The organism is Serratia plymuthica NBRC 102599, assembly GCF_001590925.1.
Classification (GTDB): domain Bacteria; phylum Pseudomonadota; class Gammaproteobacteria; order Enterobacterales; family Enterobacteriaceae; genus Serratia; species Serratia plymuthica.
Genome location: NZ_BCTU01000001.1, coordinates 46,775 through 70,514, shown reverse-complemented (window position 1 = coordinate 70,514; position 23,740 = coordinate 46,775). Strand labels below are relative to the sequence as shown.

The window sequence follows — 23,740 nt, the reverse complement described above, 5'->3', positions numbered from 1 at the left end:
GCGGCATTGTATGCCGCGCCCTTTTGCTTTCTAGGCCTCCCCCGACTCGGCGCGCAGGCGGCGCACCTGCTGGCTGTAGTACGCCAATGTCTGTTCCAGGGTTTCCAGCGTGACCGGTTTCGACAGGCAGTTATCCATTCCCGCCTCCATGCAGCGCTGTTTCTCCTCCGCCAGGGCATTCGCCGTCACGCCAATCACCGGAGAGGTAAAGTGCTGCTGGCGCAGGCGCTGGGTCAGATGATAGCCGTCCATATTTGGCATGTTGACGTCGGTCAGCACGATATCGACGGTATTGCGATTCAACACGTCGAGTGCATCGAGCCCATCGTTAGCAGTAACCACCTGATAACCCAGCGAGCCGAGCTGGTCGGAAAGCAACCGACGGTTAATTGGATGATCATCCACCACCAACAGATGAATATCGCCGTTGTCCACCGTGCTGGCTTTGACCGGTAACGGCAATTGCATCAGGGGGCTGCCGCTTTCAGTGCTGGTGCCAAACAGCCGATTGAGCAACGCCAAGGTTTCGCGCGGCGTCGAGGTGCTATGCATCCAGTAACCCGGCCGGGTTTCCTGCGACGGGCCAATGTGCTCGATGGAAAACTGGATCTGCGCCAGCAGCGGCGTATTGACCATCAGCGGATAGTCGCTGAGCATCACCTCCCCTGCGGCGGTGTCCTGCCCCTGATGGCGCAGCACCGTAGCGCCATAACCGCCAAGGATCTCCATCAGATAGCTTTCCAGCCGCTGATTGCGAATGCTCAGCCACAGGGTTTTGCCTTGCCAGGTATCACTGGCCTGCGGGATCGGGAATTGGGCGTTAAACAGCGGGATACGTATGGTAAACAGGCTTCCCAACCCCGGCTCTGATTCAACGGCAATATCGCCATCCATCATATTGATCAGTTTTTCACAAATCGCCAGCCCCAACCCGGTCCCCTGGAAATGGCGCTGCACACCGCTGCCCACCTGGAAGAAAGGGTCAAACAAACGGGTAATCTCTTTTTCCGGAATCCCGACGCCGGTATCGCGAACGCTGAACTCCAGATAACTGCTGCGCGTGCAGACTTGCAGGATGATGCAGCCGGTGTCGGTAAACTTAATCGCGTTGTTTAACAGGTTGGACAAAACCTGCTGCAACCGCACGGGATCGCCGGAAATACGCTCCGGCACGTTTTGTTCGATAAAACAGTACAGCCCCAGCCGCTTCTTCACCACCAGCGGCAAATAGTTGCCTGCGATGTGGGTGATCACCTCCAGGCAGGAAAACTCGCGCGGCTCGATTTTCAACTGCTCGGATTCAATTTTGGAGAAGTCCAGAATGTCGCTGATGATCTTCAACAGCAGCCCGGACGAGTTGTTCATCGCATTGACCAGACGGTCAACGCCCTGCGGCAACGCCTTGGTTTGCAGTAAATCGAGGTTACCGATAATGCCGTATAACGGGGTGCGCAGTTCGTGACTGACGGTCGCCAGGAACATCGACTTGGACTGACTGGCCTGTTCCGCCGCCGCCGCCATTTCCTGCAGCGACTCCTCCATTTTCACGCGAGCGCTGACGTCTACCAGCACGCAGATCGCCACATCCTCGTTACGGTAGCGGGAGTGAACGAAGCTGATTTGCAGATTATTGTTATTGCTGGTCATCACGTCGACAAAATTCACCTGCTGTTCGCAGATAATACGCGTAATACGGTCACGGTCTTCGTGGGTCAGCAAATTGATGTAGTTATGCGCCAACTCATTGCTCAGAATATTGGTGCCGTCGCTGATGCGCAGAATCAGGATCCCTACCGGCGCCGAGGCGACGATCTTGCGGTTGAACTGTTCATGTTCTTCCAGCCTGAAGGCGTTATTCTCCGCCGGCAGGAACATTTTACGTTCAAACAGCCAGGCCAGGGTGAACAACACAATGGCCGACAACAGGTTCAGCAGCAACGCATTGAGGATCAGCATCTTGAAACGCTCGACCACACTCTTTACCGGCAAGGCATAAACAATGCTGAGCGACGAAGGCTGGAGCACCTTCTTCATAATCAGATGGCGGTAATTATCGTCATAACCAAAATAGGTATGCGCATCCGGGTAGCTATCGAGCGTCGCGGCAGCACGCTCCCCTTCCGCCAGACGCAATATCGGTTCGTTATTCTCATCCAGCAGGGTCACGCCAATCGGCAGGTTGCCTGCAGTGACGAAATCTTCCAGGCGAATGGTCTGCTCTATGCCCAGCAGAGCCTCCAGCTTGTTGCCAATATAGATTGGCGTCAGCACATACAGATAGCCGACATCCGGCCGCTGCTGGCTTGGGCTGATCCAGTACAGGTTATTATCTTTATCCTGATTTTTGGCGTTGCGGTATTTAAGGATGCGCTCATGCAGCGATTTCAACACGTTCTCGCGGTTAGGCACGGCATTGCCGCCACCGAACTCCGCCATGCACAGGCTATCGCCGCCGATGAAAAAAACCCGGTTGAGATCGTAGGCCGCGACGAAATTCTCTTTCCAATACTGGATCAGCCCACTCAGCGAATTGAGCGAACTGCGGTAAGTGGTGTTAAGCGAACAGTTGGACTCCGGATACAGCGGAAGAAACTCCGGCGTGCTGTTCTTGGCGGAAAATATCCCACCGAACATGTCCAGACTGCTGACCGAGCCGTTAAGGCGATTTTCCGCCATATATTTGATATCGCGGATAATATCGGCAGAATGACGGATATAACCCTGCGCCTGATCGAAATCCAGGCTGTATTCTTGCCGGATGTCCGTCTCTTTGTCGTTCAGGATATTCAGGATATAGAAGGTTGTGAGCAGCGCGCCCAGCGACCACAGCATAATCGCCAGCACCCGGAACAGATAGCGGGATATTTTTAACGTGGTGCGAAAAGAAGCTAAATATTTCAATCGGATACCATGAAAAATTAAGTGGCGGCCAGCGCATTCGCCTCAGGGTCGGGATCGCTGATTTTGGCACGGCAATTAAACCATAGAACTGAAAAAGGGCCTAGCATCGCTGCCAGGCCCTGTTTGCATCTGTACGATCAGGGGTCAGCATCGCGCCGCCCCCCTACCGCTTAGGCGTTGTCGTCTTCCGCATCATCTGCGGCTTCAGAATCATCGTCAGCGTCGTCCAGCGGTGCGGCGTCTTCTTCCGCTTCTTCCGCGCCCGGCTCGAGGCTGTCCAACTCTTCGTCTTCCACCGGCTCGGCAACGCGCTGCAGACCGACGACGTTCTCGTCTTCCGCAGTACGGATCAGCGTAACACCCTGGGTATTACGGCCGACCACGCTGACTTCCGACACGCGGGTACGCACCAACGTACCGGCATCAGTGATCATCATGATCTGATCGGTGGTTTCCACCTGCACCGCGCCGACAACCTGACCATTACGCTCGCTCACCTTGATGGAGATTACCCCTTGGGTAGCGCGCGACTTGGTCGGGTATTCGGTGACTGCGGTACGTTTGCCGTAGCCATTCTGGGTCACGGTCAGGATATCGCCTTCACCGCGCGGGACGATCAGGGAAATGACGCCATCGCCTTCACCCAGGTTGATACCGCGAACACCGGTAGCGGTACGGCCCATTGAACGCACCTGCGTTTCCGGGAAGCGCACCACTTTACCGTTGGCGGAGAACAGCATGACTTCGTTGCTGCCGTCGGTCAGGTCAACACCAATCAGCTCATCACCCTCATTGAGGTTGACTGCGATGATGCCGGCGCTGCGCGGACGGCTGAACTCGGTCAAAGCGGTTTTCTTCACGGTGCCGCTGGCGGTTGCCATAAACACGTGACGCCCTTCTTCATACTCGCGCACCGGCAGAATGGCGGTGATACGCTCATTGGCTTCCAGCGGCAGCAAGTTGACGATTGGACGACCGCGTGCGCCACGGCTGGCTTCAGGCAACTGATACACCTTCATCCAGTACAGGCGGCCACGGCTGGAGAAGCACAGGATCGTATCGTGGGTGTTGGCCACCAACAGACGATCGATAAAGTCTTCTTCTTTAATACGTGCGGCTGACTTGCCTTTACCGCCACGGCGTTGCGCTTCATAGTCGCTCAGCGGCTGATATTTCACATAGCCCTGGTGCGACAGCGTAACGACCACGTCTTCCTGGTTGATCAGGTCTTCGATATTGATATCTGAGGTGTTGGCGGTGATCTCGGTGCGACGTCCGTCATTGTACAGCTCTTTGACAGCCACCAGCTCTTCGCGGATCACTTCCATCAGACGATCGGGGTTTTCCAGAATAAAGATCAGCTCAGCGATGAAAGTCAGCAGCTCTTTATACTCGTCCAGCAGCTTTTCATGCTCCAGGCCGGTCAGTTTCTGCAGACGCAGATCCAAAATCGCCTGAGCCTGTTGCTCGGTCAGGTAGTATTTGCCGTCACGGATGCCAAACTCCGGCTCGAGCCACTCAGGGCGGGCCGCGTCGTCACCGGCACGTTCCAGCATTGCGCCCACATTGCCCAGATCCCAGGCTTGAGCAACCAACCCGGCTTTAGCTTCCGCAGGGGTCGGCGCACGACGGATCAGTTCAATGATCGGATCGATGTTCGCCAGCGCGATGGCCAACGCTTCCAGAATATGGGCGCGGTCACGGGCTTTACGCAGTTCGAAGATGGTACGGCGGGTCACCACTTCACGGCGATGACGGACAAACGCCTGCAGAATGTCTTTCAGGTTCAACAGTTTTGGCTGGCCCTGATGCAATGCCACCATGTTGATGCCGAAAGTGACCTGCAGTTGAGTCAGCGAATACAGATTGTTCAGTACCACTTCGCCGACCGCGTCGCGTTTGATTTCAACCACGATGCGCATGCCGTCTTTGTCGGACTCGTCACGCAGCGCGCTGATGCCTTCCACGCGTTTTTCTTTTACCAGCTCGGCGATCTTCTCGATCAGACGCGCTTTGTTCACCTGATACGGGATTTCGTGAACAATAATGGTTTCGCGGCCGGTTTTGGCGTCGGTTTCTACTTCGGCACGAGCGCGCAGGTAGATTTTACCGCGCCCGGTACGGTAGGCTTCTTCGATACCACGGCGACCGTTGATGATCGCCGCCGTCGGGAAGTCCGGCCCCGGGATGTGTTCCATCAGGCCTTCGATGCTGATGTTTTCATCATCGATGTAAGCCAGGCAGCCGTTGATAACCTCAGACAGGTTATGCGGCGGAATGTTGGTGGCCATGCCCACAGCGATGCCCGACGAGCCGTTAACCAGCAGGTTCGGGATCTTGGTTGGCATGACGGCCGGGATCTGCTCAGTGCCATCATAGTTAGGCACGAAGTCGACGGTTTCCTTTTCCAGATCCGCCAGCAATTCGTGAGCAATTTTGGACATGCGTACTTCGGTATAACGCATCGCCGCGGCGGAGTCGCCGTCGACGGAGCCGAAGTTACCCTGACCGTCCACCAGCATATAGCGCAGTGAAAACGGCTGAGCCATACGCACGATGGTGTCGTATACCGCGCTGTCACCGTGTGGGTGGTATTTACCGATCACGTCCCCGACGACACGGGCCGATTTCTTGTATGGTTTATTCCAGTCGTTACCCAATACACTCATCGCGAACAGAACGCGGCGGTGCACCGGCTTCAGTCCATCACGAACATCTGGCAGCGCACGTCCGACAATGACGGACATCGCGTAATCCAGATACGAGTTTTTTAACTCGTCTTCGATGTTTACCGGTGTGATTTCTCTGGCAAGGTCGCTCATGGAGCTGCTATCCCTCTACTAATGATTCATCTGCCCGCTGCCATAGTGGCAAAGGTGTAAAACTATATCACAAAGCACGCTTTACGGGAAAATAACCGCCGCTGTTTCGCTGAAATTGTGCATATATGTGCGGTAAAAATGTATCGGCGCAGGCGACGCTGCGCCGATACATGTATAATCCGCGCAACGAGAACAAGGAGCCAAACACGCCCATGAATGCAGAATCATCCAACCAAACGCAGAACGTTGACCATCAGGAAATCGCCAAGTTCGAGGCAGTGGCCTCACGCTGGTGGGATTTGGAAGGTGAATTCAAACCGTTGCACCGCATCAACCCACTGCGCTTGAATTATATCCTGCAGCGTGCCGGCGGCATTTTTGGCAAAACGGTGCTCGACGTGGGCTGCGGTGGCGGCATTTTGGCGGAAAGCATGGCGCTTGAAGGCGCGCAGGTGACCGGGCTGGACATGGGCGCAGAGCCGCTGCAAGTGGCCCGACTGCACGCGCTGGAAAGCGGCGTAGACGTCACTTATGTGCAAGAAACGGTGGAGAGCCACGCACAGGCCAACCCGCAACGGTATGACGTGGTGACCTGCATGGAAATGCTGGAGCACGTTCCCGATCCTGCCTCGGTGGTACGCGCCTGCGCTCACCTGGTGAAACCGGGTGGCCATGTGTTCTTTTCCACCATTAACCGCAACACCAAAGCCTGGTTGATGGCGGTGATTGGGGCAGAATATATTCTGAAGATGGTCCCGCAGGGCACCCATGATCACAAGAAGTTCATCCGCCCTTCCGAACTGATCGGCTGGGTCGACGGTACGCCGCTGCGCGAAAAACACATGATTGGCCTGCATTACAATCCTGTCACTGACCATTTCAAGCTTGGCCGCAACGTTGATGTGAACTATATGGTACATACTCAGCACGAAGGGTAAGTATCTCAGCCCGCACCGGGACTGGCTCCACCGGATCCGGTGCGCATCTCAATCAGGATAAATGCCCTATTTTCACGATTTCGATCAAAATCGCCGTTGTAAACAGTTTTTAAGAATATTAAATCAGATCAATATCACGTTTTTTTCTAACGTTTAATAAAGCGGCAAACGATCACATTTTTGTGAATCTAAGGAAATTCTTATCACGCTTATTGACAAGCTCGTCGCACCAGTCACAGCGCGCACTCACGGCCGGAAGCCAAATTTCACCCCCAAGTTATCCACAAAATAGGCCGGTTTTGTTCACTTGCAAACGCCCTGTTTTCTCACTATCTTGTTACCTCACCGACATACAACCCCTATATGTAGTGTTTACATACTGAGCAGAGCGACTACACTTCTGCTTGGGGGAATCATACGGACAACCACATGAACCAAAGTCTGCTTGTAACTAAACGCGATGGCCGTAAAGAGCGCATCAACCTCGACAAAATCCACCGGGTCATCGACTGGGCCGCAGAAGGTTTAAATAACGTCTCGGTATCTCAAGTAGAGTTGCGTTCCCATATTCAATTTTATGACGGCATCAAAACCGCCGATATTCATGAAACCATTATCAAAGCAGCAGCCGACCTGATTTCGCGCGACGCGCCGGACTATCAGTACCTGGCGGCACGTCTGGCCATCTTCCACCTGCGCAAGAAAGCTTACGGCCAGTTCGAGCCGCCAAAGCTGCTCGCTCACGTGACGCGCATGGTCGAAATGGGCAAGTACGATAAGCATCTGCTGGAAGACTACAGCTCTGAAGAGTTCGAGCAGATGGACTCCTTTATCGATCACTGGCGTGATATGAACTTCTCCTACGCAGCCGTCAAACAGCTGGAAGGGAAGTATCTGGTGCAGAACCGCGTCAGCGGCGAGATCTACGAGAGCGCCCAGTTCCTGTATATCCTGGTCGCCGCGTGCCTGTTCTCCAACTATCCGCGCGAAACCCGTCTGGACTACGTTAAACGTTTCTACGACGCGATCTCCACCTTCAAGATTTCGCTGCCTACGCCAATCATGTCCGGCGTACGCACCCCAACCCGCCAGTTCAGTTCTTGCGTGCTGATCGAGTGCGGCGACAGCCTGGATTCCATCAACGCCACCTCCAGCGCCATTGTGAAATACGTTTCGCAACGCGCCGGTATCGGCATCAATGCCGGCCGCATCCGTGCGCTGGGCAGCCCGATCCGTGGGGGCGAAGCTTTCCATACCGGCTGTATTCCGTTCTACAAACACTTCCAGACCGCGGTGAAATCCTGTTCTCAGGGCGGCGTGCGTGGCGGTGCAGCCACCTTGTTCTACCCAATGTGGCATCTGGAAGTGGAAAGCCTGCTGGTGCTGAAGAACAACCGTGGCGTTGAAGGCAACCGCGTGCGTCACATGGACTACGGCGTGCAGTTGAACCGCCTGATGTACCAGCGTCTGATCAAGGGCGAAGACATCACCCTGTTCAGCCCGTCTGACGTGCCGGGCCTGTATGACGCGTTCTTCGCCAATCAGGACGAATTCGAACGTCTGTACACCCAGTACGAAAAAGACGACAGCATTCGCCAGAAACGCGTGAAAGCGGTCGAACTGTTCTCACTGATGATGCAAGAGCGCGCTTCTACCGGCCGTATCTACATCCAGAACGTTGACCACTGCAACACCCATAGCCCGTTTGACCCGCAGATCGCACCAGTACGCCAGTCCAACCTGTGCCTGGAAATCGCCCTGCCGACCAAGCCACTGGATGACGTCAACGACGAAAACGGTGAAATCGCGCTGTGCACGCTGTCCGCCTTCAACCTGGGCGCCATCGAAAGCCTGGACGATCTCGAAGAGCTGGCTACCCTGGCGGTGCGCGCGCTTGACGCCCTGCTGGACTACCAGGACTATCCGATCAAAGCCGCTTACCGTGGCGCCATGGGCCGCCGTACTCTGGGCATCGGCGTGATCAACTATGCCTACTATCTGGCGAAGAACGGTGTGCGCTACTCCGACGGCAGCGCCAACAGCCTGACCCATAAAACCTTCGAAGCCATCCAGTATTACCTGCTGAAGGCGTCGAACCGTCTGGCTCAGGAACAAGGCGCCTGCCCGTGGTTCAATGAAACCACCTATTCTCAGGGCATCTTGCCGATCGACACCTACAAGAAAGATCTGGATGTGATCTGCGACGAACCTCTGCATTACGACTGGGAAACCCTGCGTAAAGAGATCAAGGAAACCGGCCTGCGCAACTCCACCCTGTCTGCGCTGATGCCTTCGGAAACCTCGTCGCAGATTTCCAACGCCACCAACGGCATTGAGCCGCCGCGCGGCCACATCAGCATCAAAGCATCGAAAGACGGCATTTTGCGCCAGGTGGTTCCGGAGTATGAGCGTCTGAAAAACGAGTACGAGCTGCTGTGGGAAATGCCGAACAACGACGGTTACCTGCAACTGGTCGGTCTGATGCAGAAGTTTATCGACCAGTCGATCTCTGCCAACACCAACTATGACCCAAGCCGTTTCCCGGCCGGTAAGGTGCCGATGAAGCAGCTGTTGAAAGACCTGCTCACCACCTACAAGTTTGGCGTCAAGACGCTGTACTATCAGAACACCCGTGACGGTGCGGACGATGTGCAGGAAGATTTGTTGCCGGCCAAGGGCGGCGATGACGACTGCGAAAGCGGCGCCTGCAAGATCTAATGTTTGACACAGCGGGCCGGAACTCTTCCGGCCCCTTCATTTAGCCACGTTACGATGGATTCAGGCTTATGGCTTACACCACATTTTCTCAGAAAAAAAACAACCAGCTGCTGGAGCCGATGTTCTTCGGCCAGTCGGTTAACGTCGCGCGTTTCGATCAGCAAAAACATGAAATCTTCGAAAAACTGATTGAGAAGCAGCTGTCCTTCTTCTGGCGTCCGGAAGAAGTTGACGTATCCCGCGACCGTATCGACTATCAGGCGCTGCCGGAACATGAAAAGCACATTTTCATCAGCAACCTGAAGTATCAAACGCTGCTGGATTCCATCCAGGGCCGTAGCCCGAACGTGGCCCTGCTGCCGCTGATCTCAATCCCTGAGCTGGAAACCTGGGTGGAAACCTGGTCATTCTCCGAGACCATCCACTCGCGTTCTTATACTCACATCATTCGTAACATCGTCAACGATCCGGCGCTGGTGTTTGATGACATCGTTACCAACGAAGAGATCCTCAAGCGCGCAAAAGACATTTCCGGCTATTACGACGATCTGATCGAGATGACTGGTTACTATCATCTGTTGGGTGAAGGCACCCATCAGGTCAACGGCAAAACCGTCACCGTTAACCTGCGGGCGCTGAAAAAGCAGCTGTACATCTGCCTGATGAGCGTGAACGCGCTGGAAGCCATCCGCTTCTACGTCAGCTTCGCCTGTTCGTTCGCCTTTGCGGAACGCGAGCTGATGGAAGGCAACGCCAAAATCATCAAGCTGATCGCCCGTGATGAAGCACTGCACCTGACCGGCACTCAGCACATACTGAATCTGATGCGTTCCGGTGCCGATGACCCGGAAATGGCGGAAATCGCCGTTGAGTGTCAGCAACAGTGCTACGATCTGTTCGTGCTGGCCGCCCAACAGGAAAAAGAGTGGGCGGAATACCTGTTCCGCGACGGCTCGATGATCGGCCTGAACAAAGACATTCTGTGCCAGTATGTGGAATACATCACCAACATCCGCATGCAGGCGGTTGGCCTTGGCCTGCCGTTCGAAACCCGCTCTAACCCGATCCCGTGGATCAACGCCTGGCTGGTGTCCGACAACGTTCAGGTTGCTCCGCAGGAAGTGGAAGTCAGCTCTTATCTGGTTGGTCAGATCGACTCGGAAGTGCATGCCGACGACCTGAGCGACTTCGAACTGTAAGCGATGGCATCACCTCTCATCACACTGCGTGCCGCTGGCACGCAGTTATCCTGCCCGAAAAATGAAAGCTGCCTGCTCGACGTACTGGAACTGCACGACGTGCAGGTAGAATACCAATGCCGCTCCGGCTATTGCGGCGCCTGCCGCCTGAAATTGGTAAAAGGCGAAGTGACCTATCACCAACAGCCGCTGGCGTTTATCAATGACGGGGAGATCCTGCCCTGCTGCTGCATGCCGCTGACGGACATCGAGCTGGAAATTTGACGTTGGGTGCCTGAAACCGCGCCTGGTCACCAGAAGGCGGGGTTTCCCCCGCCCGATGATTACCGCTTCACATACAGGTCAACGTCATCAGGATAGTGATATCCTTCTGGTAGATTTCCAATCCGCAAAACCGATCTTTAATCATCCAGATAAATACCAAAACCGTAATACATACAACCGTTAACGCGTATAGCGCATGCTTTTTATACATGGCTTGCCTCCTTGCTGTGAAGGGGCTACCATACCGGTGTCTAGGCGGTATGTGCAGCCCCATTCTGATTGAGAGTCAGTTTGGGGCTTTCACTTATCCGCCTTGCCACACAATGCTCAAGACGAACAGTCTCAAGCACCCGCAGCGATTGTAACAGCCTGTCCCAACCAAGATAACCCCTTATAATATTATGATTAATAAGGGATATATCACTAAACCTGACGAGTCCTTACTCGATAATCTCCACTATCTCCAGCCAGCCGTTTTTGCCGCAGACCTGTTCGCCGTTGAGCCAGCGCCGCAGCATGTCGAGCGCCAGCATCGCCACCGATTCCTGCCGCAGACGCAAGCCATGGCGCGCCGCCCGGTAGCGTAACGTCTGGCCGATCCCCCCCTTCGGCGTGTGCAACGCAACGCTTACTCGATCCTCACTCATCGCGCTGACCGCCAGCGCCAATTGCGCCCCTGCCAGCTCTGCCAACGAACGGGCGCGAGCCAACGTGGTTTCCAGGGTTTCCACACAATGCGACGGCAACAGCTCACCGCCGGCCAACGGTGCGCCTTCGCTCTGCAATTGCAGATTGATCAACCCGGCGCTGAACTGTTCGCTCAGCGCCAGCTTCAACCCTTGTTGGGTTAACCGCTGTGCCAGCGTCGCCGGCAAGCCTATCGTGCCTTCAAAAATGGTGTTTTCACCCGCCACCTGACGCACTCGCTCCCATGCCTGTTCCATCGCAGCGCGCTGGCTCTCCGGGCCGGTCAGTTTCAGTTCAATGATCGGGCTGGAAGAACGGTAGCCGAGCACCACTTCCGGCGGCAACGGCATGCCGTCCAGCTCGGTGGCCAGATCGCTTTCCGAGGTGCCAAAGGTGGTTAAACGCAGACACAGCGGCGGTGCCGGCAGGGAAAAACGTTGACGCAGGCGGGGAACGATTTGCTGCTCGACCATCACTTTGAATTCGGAAGGTACGCCGGGAGTGAAAAACATCGTGCACTTGTTCAGCTTGAGCGCAAAACCACAGGCGGTGCCGACCGGGTTATCGAGCATTTCGGCGTTGGCCGGGATCTGCGCCTGTTTGCGGTTTGAAGCCGCCATCGGCCGGCCGCGCTCGGAAAAATAAGCCTCGATGCGCGCCATCCATTCAGCATGCTCAACCAGCTCGACGCCGCAGGCGGTAGCCGCCGCCTGCGCGCTGAGATCGTCGCTGGTCGGCCCCAGCCCACCGTTAACGATCAGAACATCAGCGATATGGCTGCGTTCCTGCAGCGTTTCGATCAGAGAGGAGAGACTGTCCCCCACCGTTTCACGGCCGCTCATCGGCATACCCTGCTGGAACAGATAATCTGCCAGCCAGGCGGCGTTGGTATCTATAATTTGCCCATGCAGCACCTCATCGCCGGTGCTGAGCATCTCCACCCTTAACATTGATCTCTCCCTTATTTTCCAGTCATTCCACTATAGAAGCCCGTAAATAAGTTTTCACTATGCATCACAGGTTAATTTCTGTTGAAGGCATTTTTGCGGTACCGTGCGGCCCGTACGGATGTAAACATAACTTAACACCACCCATAACGCATGTTTGACACGAAATAGTCAATCTACTATCCTGCCGCACTCAGAATTAGTTATCTATAATTTTCCCAAATCTTTGGCTGGTAGAGAAAAAAGTGAAGAATCGCACTCTGGGCAGTGTTTTTATCGTGGCAGGCACCACCATTGGTGCCGGGATGCTGGCGATGCCACTGGCGGCGGCCGGCGTAGGCTTCGGTGTCACGCTGGCCTTGCTGGTCGGGCTGTGGCTCTTGATGTGTTACACCGCGCTGTTGCTGGTGGAGGTTTATCAGCATGAACAGGCGGATACCGGTCTGGGTACCCTGGCAAAACGTTACCTCGGCGGTGGCGGCCAATGGCTGACCAGCTTCAGCATGATGTTCCTGATGTACGCGCTGACCGCCGCCTATATCAGCGGTGCAGGTGAATTGCTGGCAGCCAGCATCAGCCAATGGACCTCACAGGATTTCCCCACCACGCTCGGCGTATTGCTGTTTACTCTGGTGGCAGGCGGCGTGGTTTGCATCGGCACCCATTCGGTCGATCTGTTTAACCGCATATTGTTCAGCGCTAAAGTGGTGTTTCTGATCGTCATGCTGGGCCTGATGCTGCCGAACATTCACCGCACCAATCTGATGACATTGCCGCTGGAACAGGGGCTGGCACTGTCGGCCATCCCGGTCATCTTCACCTCATTTGGCTTCCACGGCAGCGTGCCCAGCATCGTTAACTACATGGGCGGCAACATCCGCAAGCTGCGCTGGGTGTTCATCATCGGCAGCGCCATTCCGCTGGTGGCCTATATCTTCTGGCAATTGGCCACGCTCGGCGCCATCAGTTCTACCACCTTCGTCGGCATTCTGGCGCAACAAGCCGGGCTAAACGGCCTGTTGCAAGCGGTACGCGACGTGGTGGCGTCACCGCACGTAGAGTTGGCGGTACATCTGTTTGCCGATCTGGCATTGGCTACGTCCTTCCTTGGCGTAGCGCTCGGGCTGTTCGATTTCCTGGCCGATTTATGCAAGCGCCAGAACAACGTGCGCGGCCGTTTGCAAACCGGGGCCATCACTTTCCTGCCGCCGCTGGCGTTCGCTCTGTTCTATCCACGCGGTTTTGTGCTGGCGCTGGGGTTTGCCGCCATTGCGTTGGCGGTGCTGGCGCTGTTGCTGCCGTCATTGCTGGTCTGGAAGACGCGTCAACGGCATCAGGCGCAATACCGCGTCTGGGGCGGCACACCGGCGCTGGCGCTGGTGTTTGTTTGCGGGGTTACGGTGATTGCCATTCAGTTGGGTATCGCCAGCGGCCTATTGCCGGCAGTGGGGTAACAGCGGACTTTCATTGAAACAAGGGGGCCGTGGCCCCCTTTTTGCTGCGTTAGAAGCTCAGACCAACGCCGATGTACGGGCCATCGGCAAGCGTGTTGTCACGACGCCCGTCCTTCCCTTCCATCTGTATGTAGCGGTAACCCACATCTACGCTGAGCGGGCGGAAAATATTCCAACGCAAGCCACCACTGGCTTCGTTATAGGCTTTCACACCGCTGGTCAGCGAATCCGGTGCAAAATAGCCTTCGCCGTGCAGGCTAAAGTAACGGCTGATAGCCCAGTCCAGGCCGCCGCCCAACGCCAAAGCACCACCGCTATCGCCGTCTTTCGGGCTCAAATACACAGCCTTGCCGCCCACCGTAGCGGTCAAAGGCCCAAGCGGCAGGCCGAAATTCAGCCCCAGACTACCGACGTTACCGTCATGATCGCTGCGCGACCAGTTGCCCGTTAACCCCAATCCGGTGCTACCGGTGTCTTGGCCGAAACCAAGGTTGGTGTAATGCTGCCCGGCTTCGCCCGACAGGCTGATAGCGCTCGCCGTACCGGTCACAAACAGCATACCGGCTGCGCACGCGACCAAAGTTTTTTTCATCATTTTTCCCTCTCGTTTTTTATCCGTTCAGAATGGCTTGAGCCAACCCTTAATAATACGGTCACGAGTCTATACCAAAGCACAACGAGTCTTTAAGGGATAAGGGCGAAAAAAAACCTTCGGATATCAGATAATTGTAAAGTTTTGCAAGTGAAAGGCGAATTCAGGCTGACGACGCCAACGATAACTCAGACCTATTTGCCGCCATCGCCTAATAGAACTACAAATAGTATTGGCATTAATCAACGTCAGGAGAGAACCCCCGGCAGAACTACCATGATGAACGCTTAAGCCACCCGAGTCTTAACGCAATGGCAATACGATAAGGAGCAAGTGATGAGCAAGAAAGGATTGACCACCGCAGCCGGCGCCCCGGTTGTCGATAACAATAATGTGATCACCGCAGGAAAACGCGGGCCGATGCTGCTGCAGGACGTCTGGTTCCTGGAAAAACTGGCCCATTTCGATCGCGAAGTGATCCCCGAGCGCCGCATGCACGCCAAAGGCTCCGGCGCCTACGGTACTTTCACCGTCACCCATGATATTACCCAATACACCCGCGCAAAAATCTTCGCTGAAATCGGCAAGCAAACCGACATGTTCATCCGCTTCTCCACCGTAGCCGGTGAACGCGGCGCAGCAGACGCCGAGCGCGACATTCGCGGTTTTGCCATGAAGTTTTACACCGATGAAGGCAACTGGGATCTGGTAGGCAACGACACGCCGGTATTCTATCTGCGCGATCCGCTGAAGTTCCCCGATCTTAACCACGTAGTAAAACGAGATCCGCACACCAACCTGCGCAACCCGGTGTACAAATGGGATTTCTTCTCCCATCTGCCGGAATCTTTGCATCAATTGACCATCGATTTCAGCGATCGCGGTATCCCGAAATCCTATCGCCACATGCATGGTTTCGGCAGCCACACCTTCAGCTTTATCAATGCCAATAACGAGCGTTTCTGGGTGAAATTCCACTTCCGCTGCGAACAGGGCATTGAAAACCTGATGGATGACGAAGCGGAAGCGATCATCGCCAAAGATCGCGAAAGCTCGCAGCGCGACCTGTTCGACGCAATCAAGCGCGGTGATTTCCCTCGCTGGAAGCTGCAAATCCAAATCATGCCTGAACACGAAGCCTCGCAGACGCCCTACAACCCGTTCGATCTGACCAAAGTATGGCCGCATGGCGACTACCCGCTGATGGACGTCGGCTTCTTCGAACTGAACCGCAACCCGGACAACTATTTCTCAGAAGTTGAACAGGTGGCGATGAACCCGGCCAACGTGGTTCCGGGCGTCAGCTTCTCGCCGGACAAAATGCTGCAGGGCCGCCTGTTCTCTTACGGGGATGCGCACCGTTATCGCCTGGGCGTTAACCATCACCAAATCCCGGTTAACGGCGCCAAATGCCCGTTCCACAACTATCACCGCGACGGCGCGATGCGCGTGGACGGCAACAGCGGCAACGGGGCGACCTACGAACCGAACAGCTTCGGCCTGTTCCAGGAACAACCGGACTTCAGCGAGCCGCCGTTGAGCATCGAAGGCGCAGCCGATCACTGGAATCACCGCGAGGATAAGGATTATTTCAGCCAGCCGCGCGCGCTGTTTAACCTGCTGAGTGCCGAAGAACACCAGCGCATGTTCACCCGTATCGCCGGGGAGCTGTCGCAGGTGCCGGAACAGATCCAGCGGCGTCAGGTCGATCTGTTTACCCAGGTGCACCCGGACTACGGCGCCGGCGTCGCCAGGGCGCTGGGCCTGAAGTAATCGGCCTTGTTTACCGCCACGGCCGCCTTCGGGCGGCTTTTTCATGCCGTTGAAAGTTGCTCCGCCACCCATTGCTGAAGCAGACGGCGCGAAATCTTGATACCGCCGGCTTTCAGCTCGTCGGGTAAAGCGAACAGCGCCATCGGGCGCTGGAAGTTGGCCAGCTTGCCCTGTGACCACGTCAGCAATTCATCCAGCGAGAGGGCGCCTTTACTGTCGATCACCGCCACCGGCCGCTGACCAAACTCAGCATCTTCCACCGGCACCACAAACACCTGCGTAATCTGCGGATGAGCCGTCAGCACGCGCTCAATATCCTCCGGTTGCACACCTTCCCCCCCGCTGAAAAACAGGTTGTCCAGCCGCCCGATAATACGCAGCTCGCCCTGCGCCATCTCACCGCGATCGCGGGTATGAAACCAGCCTTGCTCATCGGCAAGCGGCTGCAAAGCGCCGCAATGCCAGTACCCCAACGCCAGGCTCTGCGCGCGGATCCACACTTCCTCATCCACCAGCCGGATTTCACGGCCAGCCAACGGCAACCCGACGCCCGGCCGTATATCGGCGCGCTTGGCGCACACCGTAGAAGCCAGTTCGGTCAGACCATAGCCGCACCAGCAGCGAATTCCCGCCGCCTCTGCCTGTTCGGTCAGCGAAACCGGGATCATCGCACCACCCAGCAGCACCTCTTTCAGCGACAGATCGTCCAGCGGCTGCCCCAACAGCCGCCACAGTTGCGTCGGCACCAACGAGGCATGGGTACAGCCCGCCAACGCATCGGCCAAGGGAGACATATTACGCACCACCAGCGTGGCGCCGGCAGCCAGCCAGCGCCAGACAATGCCCTGGCCGGAGACGTGAAACAGCGGCAGGGAAAGCAACCAACGATCCTGCGGCTGAAAATCCATCAGCCGCAGCACTCCTTCTGCGCTGGCTAAATGCCCGGCGCAGTTATGCGCTGCGGCCTTTGGCATACCGCTGGAGCCGGAGGTCAGCGTCAGCGTCGCCAACCGCTGCGGATCCCAGGCGGGCAAAGTCAGCCTACGCGGTTCGGTAGAGGGCGGGGTCAACGGAATAAGGGCGACCGGCAACGCCGGCAAGGGATCCGGGCTGAAGACAAACGCCATATCCAGTTCAGGCAACAGCGTTTCCAACAGAGAAACAGGCAATGCCGGATTCAACGGCAACAGCCGCGCACCGCACTGCAGCAGCGCCAGATAGGCCAGCAGCAGCGGATAGCTGTTCTTGCCGCACAGCGCGACCCCGCAACCGGGTTCGACGCCCTGATGCTGAAAATCGGCCGCCAGCTCATCGACCTGGCGTTGCAGCGCCTGCCAGTCAATCGGTTGTCGCCCGACAATGACCGCCGTCGCCTGCGGTTGCCGCTGCGCCCAATGCCGCCACGGCCAGTCGTTCAACTGCGCCATAGGCATTCCATCGTTTGCAGATCCCGCAACGGCAGGCGGCTGCCCGGCCAACACCGCAGCAACTGCGCCTGCATCAAATCGAGCGTATCCAGCCCGGGGACGGTAGCCGGCGTCAGCCAGTGCGCGATGCGCGCCAGTTGGGTCAACCCCAGACTGGATTCGAGGCTGGAACTGATCACCGCCGTCAGCCCTGCCGCATGGGCCTGCTCTACCAGAGCCTGGCAGCGGCTCAGGCTGCCGACCAACGTGGGCTTGACCACTATCGCCGCCACGCCCGGTTCGGCCTGCACCACAAAATCCGCCTCGCGCACGCTCTCGTCCCAGGCGATGGCTATGCCGGTCGCCAACGCGAAATCCCGCGATTCATCACGGGTTTTGCAGGGTTCTTCGAGAAAAGCGATGCGATCGCGCAGCGCCGGGTTGACGTATTTGGCGAAACCCTCGGCTTTGGCTCGGGTCCAGCTGCGGTTGGCGTCCAACCGTAAGCGCAAATCCGGCAGCGCTTCCAGCAGCACGTTAACGATCATGCCGTCACGCACCGCCTCATACAGCCCAACCTTCACCTTGGCGACCTTCTCGCCCGGCAGCGCGCTCAATACCTCGAACAGCTCATCGGGGTCGCCGGTGCACAGCGGTGCTTTGCGGTAATCGGCCTGCTGCGGCAGGCGCTGTTCCAGCTCGGCCAGCGCGCAGCTGGTGCCGAACGCCACCGAAGGCAGCGGGCTGTCTGCCGGCAACAGCCCCGCCTGCCAACCTTGCAGCCAGGCCAGCACAGCCTGTTCGGCTTCGGCCAGCGTTTCCTGGCTGAACTCCGGCAGCGGCGCAATCTCGCCCCAGCCTTCCTGCTCGCCCTGCTGCAGATGAATCAGCAGGCCATCACGGGTTTTCAGCCGCTGGTTACGCAGCACCACTCCCGCCTCCATCGGCAGGCAGTAACGATAAACCGCGGCGTTGCGGATCGGCGCGTTCATTACGGGTTACGCTTGAATTTGCTGAAGTCCGGCTGGCGCTTTTCGTTAAACGCGTTGCGCCCTTCCTGGCCTTCGTCGGTCATGTAGAACAGCATGGTGGCGTTGCCCGCCAACTCTTGCAGGCCGGCCTGACCGTCGCAGTCGGCATTCAGTGCCGCTTTCAGGCAGCGCAGCGCCATCGGGCTGTTCTGCAGCATTTCACGGCACCAGCGCACGGTTTCTTTTTCCAGGTCCGCCAACGGCACTACGGTGTTGACCAGGCCCATGTCCAGCGCGGCGGCAGCGTCATACTGGCGACACAGGAACCAGATCTCGCGCGCTTTCTTCTGGCCGACGATGCGCGCCATATAAGAAGCCCCCCAGCCGCCGTCGAACGAACCGACTTTCGGGCCGGTCTGGCCAAAGATAGCGTTGTCCGCCGCAATGGTCAGATCGCATATCATGTGCAGCACGTGGCCGCCGCCGATCGAATAACCGGCCACCATCGCCACCACCGGCTTCGGGCAGGTGCGGATCTGGCGTTGGAAGTCGAGCACGTTCAGGTGATGCACGCCGCTGTCGTCCTGATAGCCGCCGTAGTCACCGCGCACTTTCTGATCGCCGCCGGAGCAGAAGGCTTTGTCGCCGGCGCCGGTGAGGATAATGGTGCCGATACCGTCGTCGTAGCGGGCATTGGCCAGCGCTTCCAGCATCTCTTTCACCGTATGCGGCCGGAACGCGTTGCGCACCTGCGGGCGGTTGATGGTGATTTTGGCGATGCCGTCGGCGGATTTGTGATACAGGATGTCCTCGAAATCACCGGAGCAATCCTGCCAGTCGATGGCGGCATACAGTAGTTCTTCATTCGGATAAAGCATGTTCTGTTCCTTAACCAGGGTTAACGAGAAAGGCCTGCAGCTCGGCGACGAAATCCTGCGGGTTAGCCAGATGCGCATTGTGTCCGGCCAGCGGCACGGTGCGTAACGGCAACCCGGCGTCGCGCGCCAGCCGTTGAAATTTGGGGTCGTTTTCGCCGCACAACACCATCAGCGGCACGGTCAATTGCTGCAACTGCGGCGCCAGATAAGGCTGTTGGCCGAGCGAGGTGGCTTGCAGCATGTCGGCCACCGCCGGGCCGCTGTTGTCGGATCGCGCGGCAATCAACGCATCGCGATGCACCCCGCTGAGTTCGGTGAATACCGGCTGCTGATACCAGTCCGCCAGCACCTCGGCAATCGGCTGATGGCGGAACCGTTCCGCCCAGGCGGCATCCTGCGCACGGCGGTGGCTGCGCAGCTCTTCGCTGTCCAGCCCCGGATTGCCGCCCTCGACAATCACTCCCAGCAAGCCGTCGGTTTGACCATGACAGGCGTGATACATGGCGATGCGCCCGCCCAGCGAATAGCCCACCAGCCAATAGCGTTCGATGTTATGCATCTGCAAAGTGGCGCTGATTTGCGCGCTGATATCGTCAAAACCGCGGCATGCCACGGCAACCGAATCGCCGTGGCCGGGCAGATCAATCGCCAGAGACGGCCATTGCGGACAGTGCGCGGCGATGACTCGCCACTCATTGTTGTTACCCAGCAGGCCGTGCAACCAAATCAGCCAAGGGCGATCCGGTTCGCCTCGTTGTAAAATACGTGTCGCCAGCATCATTGCACCGCCATTTGTTGCACCAGGTGCCGTAACGTCTCGGCACCGTCGCTCGGTGGCACCTGCAGCTCAATCAAGGTAGCGCCACCCTGACGCCAGCCTTGTTCGACCGCCTGCCTCAGTTGCCCCCAGTTTTCCGGCCGCGCATAGTTCAGTTGGAACATCGCTGCGGCATGGCTGAAATCCACGTCCTGCGGCATGCAGTAGAAACGCTGACGATCTTCTTCCGGCGTCGGCAACAGTGAAAAAATCTGACCGCCGTTGTTATTCACCACAATCAGCACCGTGGGTGCAGAACACTGCCGCAGCAGCGCCAGCGCATTCAGATCGTAGAGCGCGGAGAGATCCCCCACCACCGCCAGCGTCGGTTTGGCCGTTGCACGCTGTACGCCTGCTGCGGTAGAGATCAGGCCATCGATGCCGCTGGCGCCGCGATTGCTGAAGACCGGATAACCGGCCGGCAGTCGGGTCAAGGCATCAATCAGCCGCACGACCAGGCTATTGCCGAGGAACAGTTGACCATTTTCCGCCAGCAGTTCCGGCAGGCGGTGCGCCAATTGCGCCTCGCCAAAGCGGTTCACCAGATAGCCGGAGACGCTGTCCAGAGCCTGATCAGCCAGTTGCGCCAGCTCTTGCGCCCAAGGGGAACGCGGCTGCGCCGGATGCAGTTCGAGCCATTGCGCCACGCCAGAGCGGATGCGGCGGCCACGGTGATGCGCGGGATCGAGCCGGCCCGGCAAATCATCGATCAACCAATACTCCTGTGGCCGGCATTGCTCCTGCCATTGCAACAGGCGTTTGCCGGTCAGGCTGCTGCCAAATTGCACCACCAGTTGCGCGTCTTGCAAGATGCGCTGCGCCTGAGGCTGAGCCAGCCATAAATCGGCACAGGGCAGCGGCTGGCCGGTCTGGGACAGCACGTCGCCAATCAATGGCCAGCCAAGCGTTGCGGCCCATTGCGCCAACTGCTCACCCTCTTGCGCGCTCATGCGCCCGGCCACCACCACGCCGCGTTTTTGCCGCCAGGAGAACCAATCCGGTTGTTTCAGCACCGCATGGGGATCCATTTCCCGCAGCCAGGGCAGGCTGTCTTGCCACCAGTCGCCGAGCGCCGCCGACCAGTCGGCGTAGTGTTGTTCATCGCCGCCGTACAGCGGTTCGGCAAACGGGCAGTTGATGTGTAAAGCGCCGTGCTGCAAGCGCGCCATGGCGCTGTCGACGGTGGATGCCAGCCAACTGGCGGGGATATCCGGTGTCGGGCGCGGCAGTTCGATGCTCAGCGCCGGATGGCTGGAATAAAGGCCGGTTTGGCGGATAGCCTGATTGGCGCCGCAGTTGATCAACTCTGGCGGCCGATCGGCGGTGAGAAACACCAGCCGTTCACCGGTCAGCCCGGCTTCAATCAGCGAGGGATAGAGATTGGCGGCGGCGGTGCCGGAAGTGACGATCACCGCCACCGGCTCCCGCGACGCCTTCGCCAGGCCAAGCGCCAGATGGCCCAGCCCGCGTTCATCAAAATGGGTATGGCAGATAAAAGACCTGTTAGCCGCTGCGGCCAGCGTCAACGGCGTAGAGCGCGATCCCGGAGCGATACAAACATGCCGCACTCCGTGGCGGGCCAGCGCTTCCAACAACAGCGCTGCCCATCGGCGATTAAAAACACTTGTCGACATAATTCGCTCACAAGTCGGTTAACAGAATCAGCCTTTGACGCCCGCCATTGGGCGGCGTGCCAAAAATTATGTTCTGTAGTATATGAGTAGTTATCTCTACGACTTTTGCGCCAGCGCAAAAACGCCGTATATCCCTGTGACTTTATGGCGGACAATTTATTGATTTAGAACAAAAAACAAACATAAAGATCACGAGTAGTTTACACTCGCCGCCCCTGCCGCTCAATAAATCCGGATAATAAATAGGGAAATTCAGCCCGAATTGGTCGGCTGTAACAAGGTCAGCAACCCGGCGGCCTTGTTTTCGACCTCCTGCCACTCTTCGGTGGCATCGGAACCGGCCACGATACCGGCACCGGCATACAGCCTTAACCCTTTCTCCTCTAACTGCGCACAACGTAGCGCAACGCAAAACTCACTGAGGGAAGAAGAAAGATAGCCGGCCGATCCGGCGTACCAGCCGCGGGAGAAAGGTTCATGTTGCAGGATAAATTCGCGCGCCGCCTGACGCGGCAACCCGGCAACCGCCGCCGTCGGTTGCAGCCGCTGCAAGCAATCGGCGTCGTCGCTGCGATTGAGCAACCCTTCGATACGGCGCCGCAAATGCTGCACCTTACGTAAACGCACCACTTCCGGCGGCAGCACGTCCAGCGAACCGGCGCCCCCTTGCAGACGCTGGCAGATATCGTCCACCACCAGCAGGTTCTCATGCTGGTTTTTAGCGTCGCCCTGCAACCACTGCGCCAGCGCCTGCGCGCGCTGTTGATCCGGATGATTGGCCACGGTGCCCGCCAGCGCTTCGGTCAGTAGTTGCAGGCCATTTCGCCGGTACAGCCTTTCCGGGCTGGAACCGAGAAATGCGGAATGTGCATCAAATCTCAGCATAAAGTGGTAGCATCGGTGATTCACCCTACGGCTGGCGTCCATCATCGCCGGCGCGGACAGCGGGCCATCCAGCGTCAGCAACGTGCTGCGCGCCAACACCACCTTCTCCATCTGTTGCCGATCGATCGCTTTCAGCGCTTCGTGCAACATGATTTCCCACCCGGCACGTTCCGGTTGATGCTGCACCTTGCCCACGTCAGCCTTTAATGGCGCGATTGGCCGTGCAGCCACCACCTTTTCCAACCAGCGACCGGCTGCGTCCGCATCGTCACGCAGCGAGCTTTCAGAAAACAGATTAAGCGTTAGCTGAGTTTCACCTTCGCGACTCAGAATTTCCAGACGTGGCAAGAATAAATGCGCAGCGCCGTCAAAAGCGTTCAGCCCCCATATGCGCGCGCCCTGATACGCCCTGATAAATGCCTGCGCCTCTTTCGCTTGCGTAAACAGCCGCAGTGCGCCACAGGCTGCCGCTTCTTCATGGCCGTCGCGATGGTGCCAGTAAAACTGCGGGAATGCCGGCTGCGCTGCCAGCCACTCCAATAAGGTGGCGGCCAGCGATGCGGGCACGGGAAGGGAAAACTGGCGGAAACCGCCCCCTACGGAAAAAGGGGATTCAAGCTGTCGGCGCAATCGCCTCAGCAATCCCGAAAGTTGTTCCACGGCCACCTCAATAACCAAACTTAATGTAGGGAATTATACGGTAAATCAAGGCTGAACGGCGGAAAAATAGCGGCGTTAAGTCAAGGCTCACGCTCAAAAATTGTTTATAAAATCTAAACAATTAGTTCAAAAAACGGCCGACCGGGCATTCTGCGACTATACTGAGAAAGCATGTTCCTGCCTGCTGCGAACCC

17 protein-coding genes are annotated in these 23,740 nt (G+C 57.3%); 6 read left to right on the top strand and 11 right to left on the bottom strand.

Translation table 11 applies throughout. The features are described from left to right. Positions 1–30: 30 nt before the first annotated feature. Both rcsC and gyrA read right to left on the bottom strand, forming a co-directional pair. Positions 31–2,901, bottom strand: a complete 2,871-nt coding sequence (gene rcsC, locus SPL01S_RS00265) for a two-component system sensor histidine kinase RcsC (RefSeq protein ID WP_063196838.1) — start codon at positions 2,899–2,901, stop codon at positions 31–33. A gap of 170 nt (positions 2,902–3,071) precedes the next feature. Beyond that, positions 3,072–5,723, bottom strand: a complete 2,652-nt coding sequence (gene gyrA / locus SPL01S_RS00260) for a DNA topoisomerase (ATP-hydrolyzing) subunit A (RefSeq protein ID WP_004947160.1) — start codon at positions 5,721–5,723, stop codon at positions 3,072–3,074. A gap of 212 nt (positions 5,724–5,935) precedes the next feature. Here gyrA and ubiG point away from each other — a divergent pair, with 212 nt between their 5' ends. From ubiG to yfaE, 4 genes are all read left to right on the top strand, one after another. After that, positions 5,936–6,661, top strand: coding sequence for a bifunctional 2-polyprenyl-6-hydroxyphenol methylase/3-demethylubiquinol 3-O-methyltransferase UbiG (ubiG, locus tag SPL01S_RS00255; RefSeq protein WP_020439480.1), 726 nt, complete (start codon positions 5,936–5,938; stop codon positions 6,659–6,661). 429 nt (positions 6,662–7,090) lie between these two features. After that, positions 7,091–9,379, top strand: coding sequence for a class 1a ribonucleoside-diphosphate reductase subunit alpha (gene nrdA, locus SPL01S_RS00250; RefSeq protein WP_013813862.1), 2,289 nt, complete (start codon positions 7,091–7,093; stop codon positions 9,377–9,379). Positions 9,380–9,447: 68 nt separating this feature from the next. Beyond that, positions 9,448–10,578: a class Ia ribonucleoside-diphosphate reductase subunit beta gene (nrdB, locus tag SPL01S_RS00245; protein WP_006317935.1), complete on the top strand. Its 1,131-nt coding sequence runs from the start codon at positions 9,448–9,450 to the stop codon at positions 10,576–10,578. Between the two features lie 3 nt (positions 10,579–10,581). Then, the gene (gene yfaE / locus SPL01S_RS00240; RefSeq protein WP_062868081.1) at positions 10,582–10,842 is read left to right on the top strand and encodes a class I ribonucleotide reductase maintenance protein YfaE; all 261 of its coding nucleotides are present in this window, start codon (positions 10,582–10,584) and stop codon (positions 10,840–10,842) included. 67 nt (positions 10,843–10,909) lie between these two features. Here the strand turns inward: yfaE and SPL01S_RS00235 are convergent, their stop codons facing one another. Next, positions 10,910–11,053, bottom strand: coding sequence for a Hok/Gef family protein (locus SPL01S_RS00235; protein ID WP_063196836.1), 144 nt, complete (start codon positions 11,051–11,053; stop codon positions 10,910–10,912). 229 nt (positions 11,054–11,282) lie between these two features. Further along, on the bottom strand, positions 11,283–12,479 hold the full coding sequence (locus SPL01S_RS00230; RefSeq protein WP_063196834.1) for a nicotinamide mononucleotide deamidase-related protein YfaY: 1,197 nt from the start codon (positions 12,477–12,479) through the stop codon (positions 11,283–11,285). A gap of 242 nt (positions 12,480–12,721) precedes the next feature. Here SPL01S_RS00230 and tyrP point away from each other — a divergent pair, with 242 nt between their 5' ends. After that, entirely contained in the window at positions 12,722–13,930 is a 1,209-nt protein-coding gene (gene tyrP, locus SPL01S_RS00225; RefSeq protein ID WP_004947176.1) for a tyrosine transporter TyrP, read from the top strand. Positions 13,931–13,979: 49 nt separating this feature from the next. Here tyrP and SPL01S_RS00220 read toward each other — a convergent pair whose 3' ends face one another. Further along, complete coding sequence (locus tag SPL01S_RS00220; RefSeq protein WP_062868083.1) at positions 13,980–14,522, bottom strand: YfaZ family outer membrane protein; 543 nt, start codon at positions 14,520–14,522, stop codon at positions 13,980–13,982. Between the two features lie 336 nt (positions 14,523–14,858). Here SPL01S_RS00220 and SPL01S_RS00215 point away from each other — a divergent pair, with 336 nt between their 5' ends. Continuing rightward, positions 14,859–16,295 (top strand): catalase, encoded by a 1,437-nt coding sequence (locus tag SPL01S_RS00215; protein ID WP_063196832.1) that lies wholly within the window; start codon positions 14,859–14,861, stop codon positions 16,293–16,295. A 41-nt stretch (positions 16,296–16,336) separates the two neighbouring features. Here the strand turns inward: SPL01S_RS00215 and menE are convergent, their stop codons facing one another. From menE to menF, 6 genes are all read right to left on the bottom strand, one after another. Further along, positions 16,337–17,722, bottom strand: a complete 1,386-nt coding sequence (menE, locus tag SPL01S_RS00210) for an o-succinylbenzoate--CoA ligase (protein ID WP_063196830.1) — start codon at positions 17,720–17,722, stop codon at positions 16,337–16,339. Then, the gene (menC, locus tag SPL01S_RS00205; protein ID WP_063196828.1) at positions 17,710–18,693 is read right to left on the bottom strand and encodes an o-succinylbenzoate synthase; all 984 of its coding nucleotides are present in this window, start codon (positions 18,691–18,693) and stop codon (positions 17,710–17,712) included. The genes menE and menC overlap by 13 nt, the downstream gene beginning before the upstream one ends. After that, positions 18,693–19,550 carry a 1,4-dihydroxy-2-naphthoyl-CoA synthase gene (gene menB, locus SPL01S_RS00200; protein ID WP_063196826.1) on the bottom strand — a complete coding sequence of 286 codons (858 nt, stop codon included), beginning with the start codon at positions 19,548–19,550 and terminating at the stop codon, positions 18,693–18,695. The genes menC and menB overlap by 1 nt, the downstream gene beginning before the upstream one ends. 10 nt (positions 19,551–19,560) lie before the next feature. Then, positions 19,561–20,331 (bottom strand): 2-succinyl-6-hydroxy-2,4-cyclohexadiene-1-carboxylate synthase, encoded by a 771-nt coding sequence (gene menH / locus SPL01S_RS00195; protein ID WP_063196824.1) that lies wholly within the window; start codon positions 20,329–20,331, stop codon positions 19,561–19,563. Continuing rightward, complete coding sequence (menD, locus tag SPL01S_RS00190; protein WP_063196822.1) at positions 20,328–22,001, bottom strand: 2-succinyl-5-enolpyruvyl-6-hydroxy-3-cyclohexene-1-carboxylic-acid synthase; 1,674 nt, start codon at positions 21,999–22,001, stop codon at positions 20,328–20,330. Before menD ends, menH begins: the two co-directional genes overlap by 4 nt. Before the next feature lie 252 nt (positions 22,002–22,253). Beyond that, positions 22,254–23,546, bottom strand: a complete 1,293-nt coding sequence (gene menF, locus SPL01S_RS00185) for an isochorismate synthase MenF (protein ID WP_063196820.1) — start codon at positions 23,544–23,546, stop codon at positions 22,254–22,256. Positions 23,547–23,740: the final 194 nt, after the last annotated feature.

Bases quoted from the DNA above. Each gene is read 5' to 3' on its own strand.
- gyrA (WP_004947160.1), bottom strand. From the start codon at position 5,723: ATGAGCGACCTTGCCAGAGAAATCACACCGGTAAACATCGAAGACGAG.
- ubiG (WP_020439480.1), top strand. From the start codon at position 5,936: ATGAATGCAGAATCATCCAACCAAACGCAGAACGTTGACCATCAGGAA.
- nrdA (WP_013813862.1), top strand. From the start codon at position 7,091: ATGAACCAAAGTCTGCTTGTAACTAAACGCGATGGCCGTAAAGAGCGC.
- nrdB (WP_006317935.1), top strand. From the start codon at position 9,448: ATGGCTTACACCACATTTTCTCAGAAAAAAAACAACCAGCTGCTGGAG.
- yfaE (WP_062868081.1), top strand. From the start codon at position 10,582: ATGGCATCACCTCTCATCACACTGCGTGCCGCTGGCACGCAGTTATCC.
- SPL01S_RS00235 (WP_063196836.1), bottom strand. From the start codon at position 11,053: ATGTATAAAAAGCATGCGCTATACGCGTTAACGGTTGTATGTATTACG.
- SPL01S_RS00230 (WP_063196834.1), bottom strand. From the start codon at position 12,479: ATGTTAAGGGTGGAGATGCTCAGCACCGGCGATGAGGTGCTGCATGGG.
- SPL01S_RS00220 (WP_062868083.1), bottom strand. From the start codon at position 14,522: ATGAAAAAAACTTTGGTCGCGTGCGCAGCCGGTATGCTGTTTGTGACC.
- SPL01S_RS00215 (WP_063196832.1), top strand. From the start codon at position 14,859: ATGAGCAAGAAAGGATTGACCACCGCAGCCGGCGCCCCGGTTGTCGAT.
- menE (WP_063196830.1), bottom strand. From the start codon at position 17,722: ATGGCGCAGTTGAACGACTGGCCGTGGCGGCATTGGGCGCAGCGGCAA.
- menC (WP_063196828.1), bottom strand. From the start codon at position 18,693: ATGAACGCGCCGATCCGCAACGCCGCGGTTTATCGTTACTGCCTGCCG.
- menB (WP_063196826.1), bottom strand. From the start codon at position 19,550: ATGCTTTATCCGAATGAAGAACTACTGTATGCCGCCATCGACTGGCAG.
- menH (WP_063196824.1), bottom strand. From the start codon at position 20,331: ATGATGCTGGCGACACGTATTTTACAACGAGGCGAACCGGATCGCCCT.
- menD (WP_063196822.1), bottom strand. From the start codon at position 22,001: ATGTCGACAAGTGTTTTTAATCGCCGATGGGCAGCGCTGTTGTTGGAA.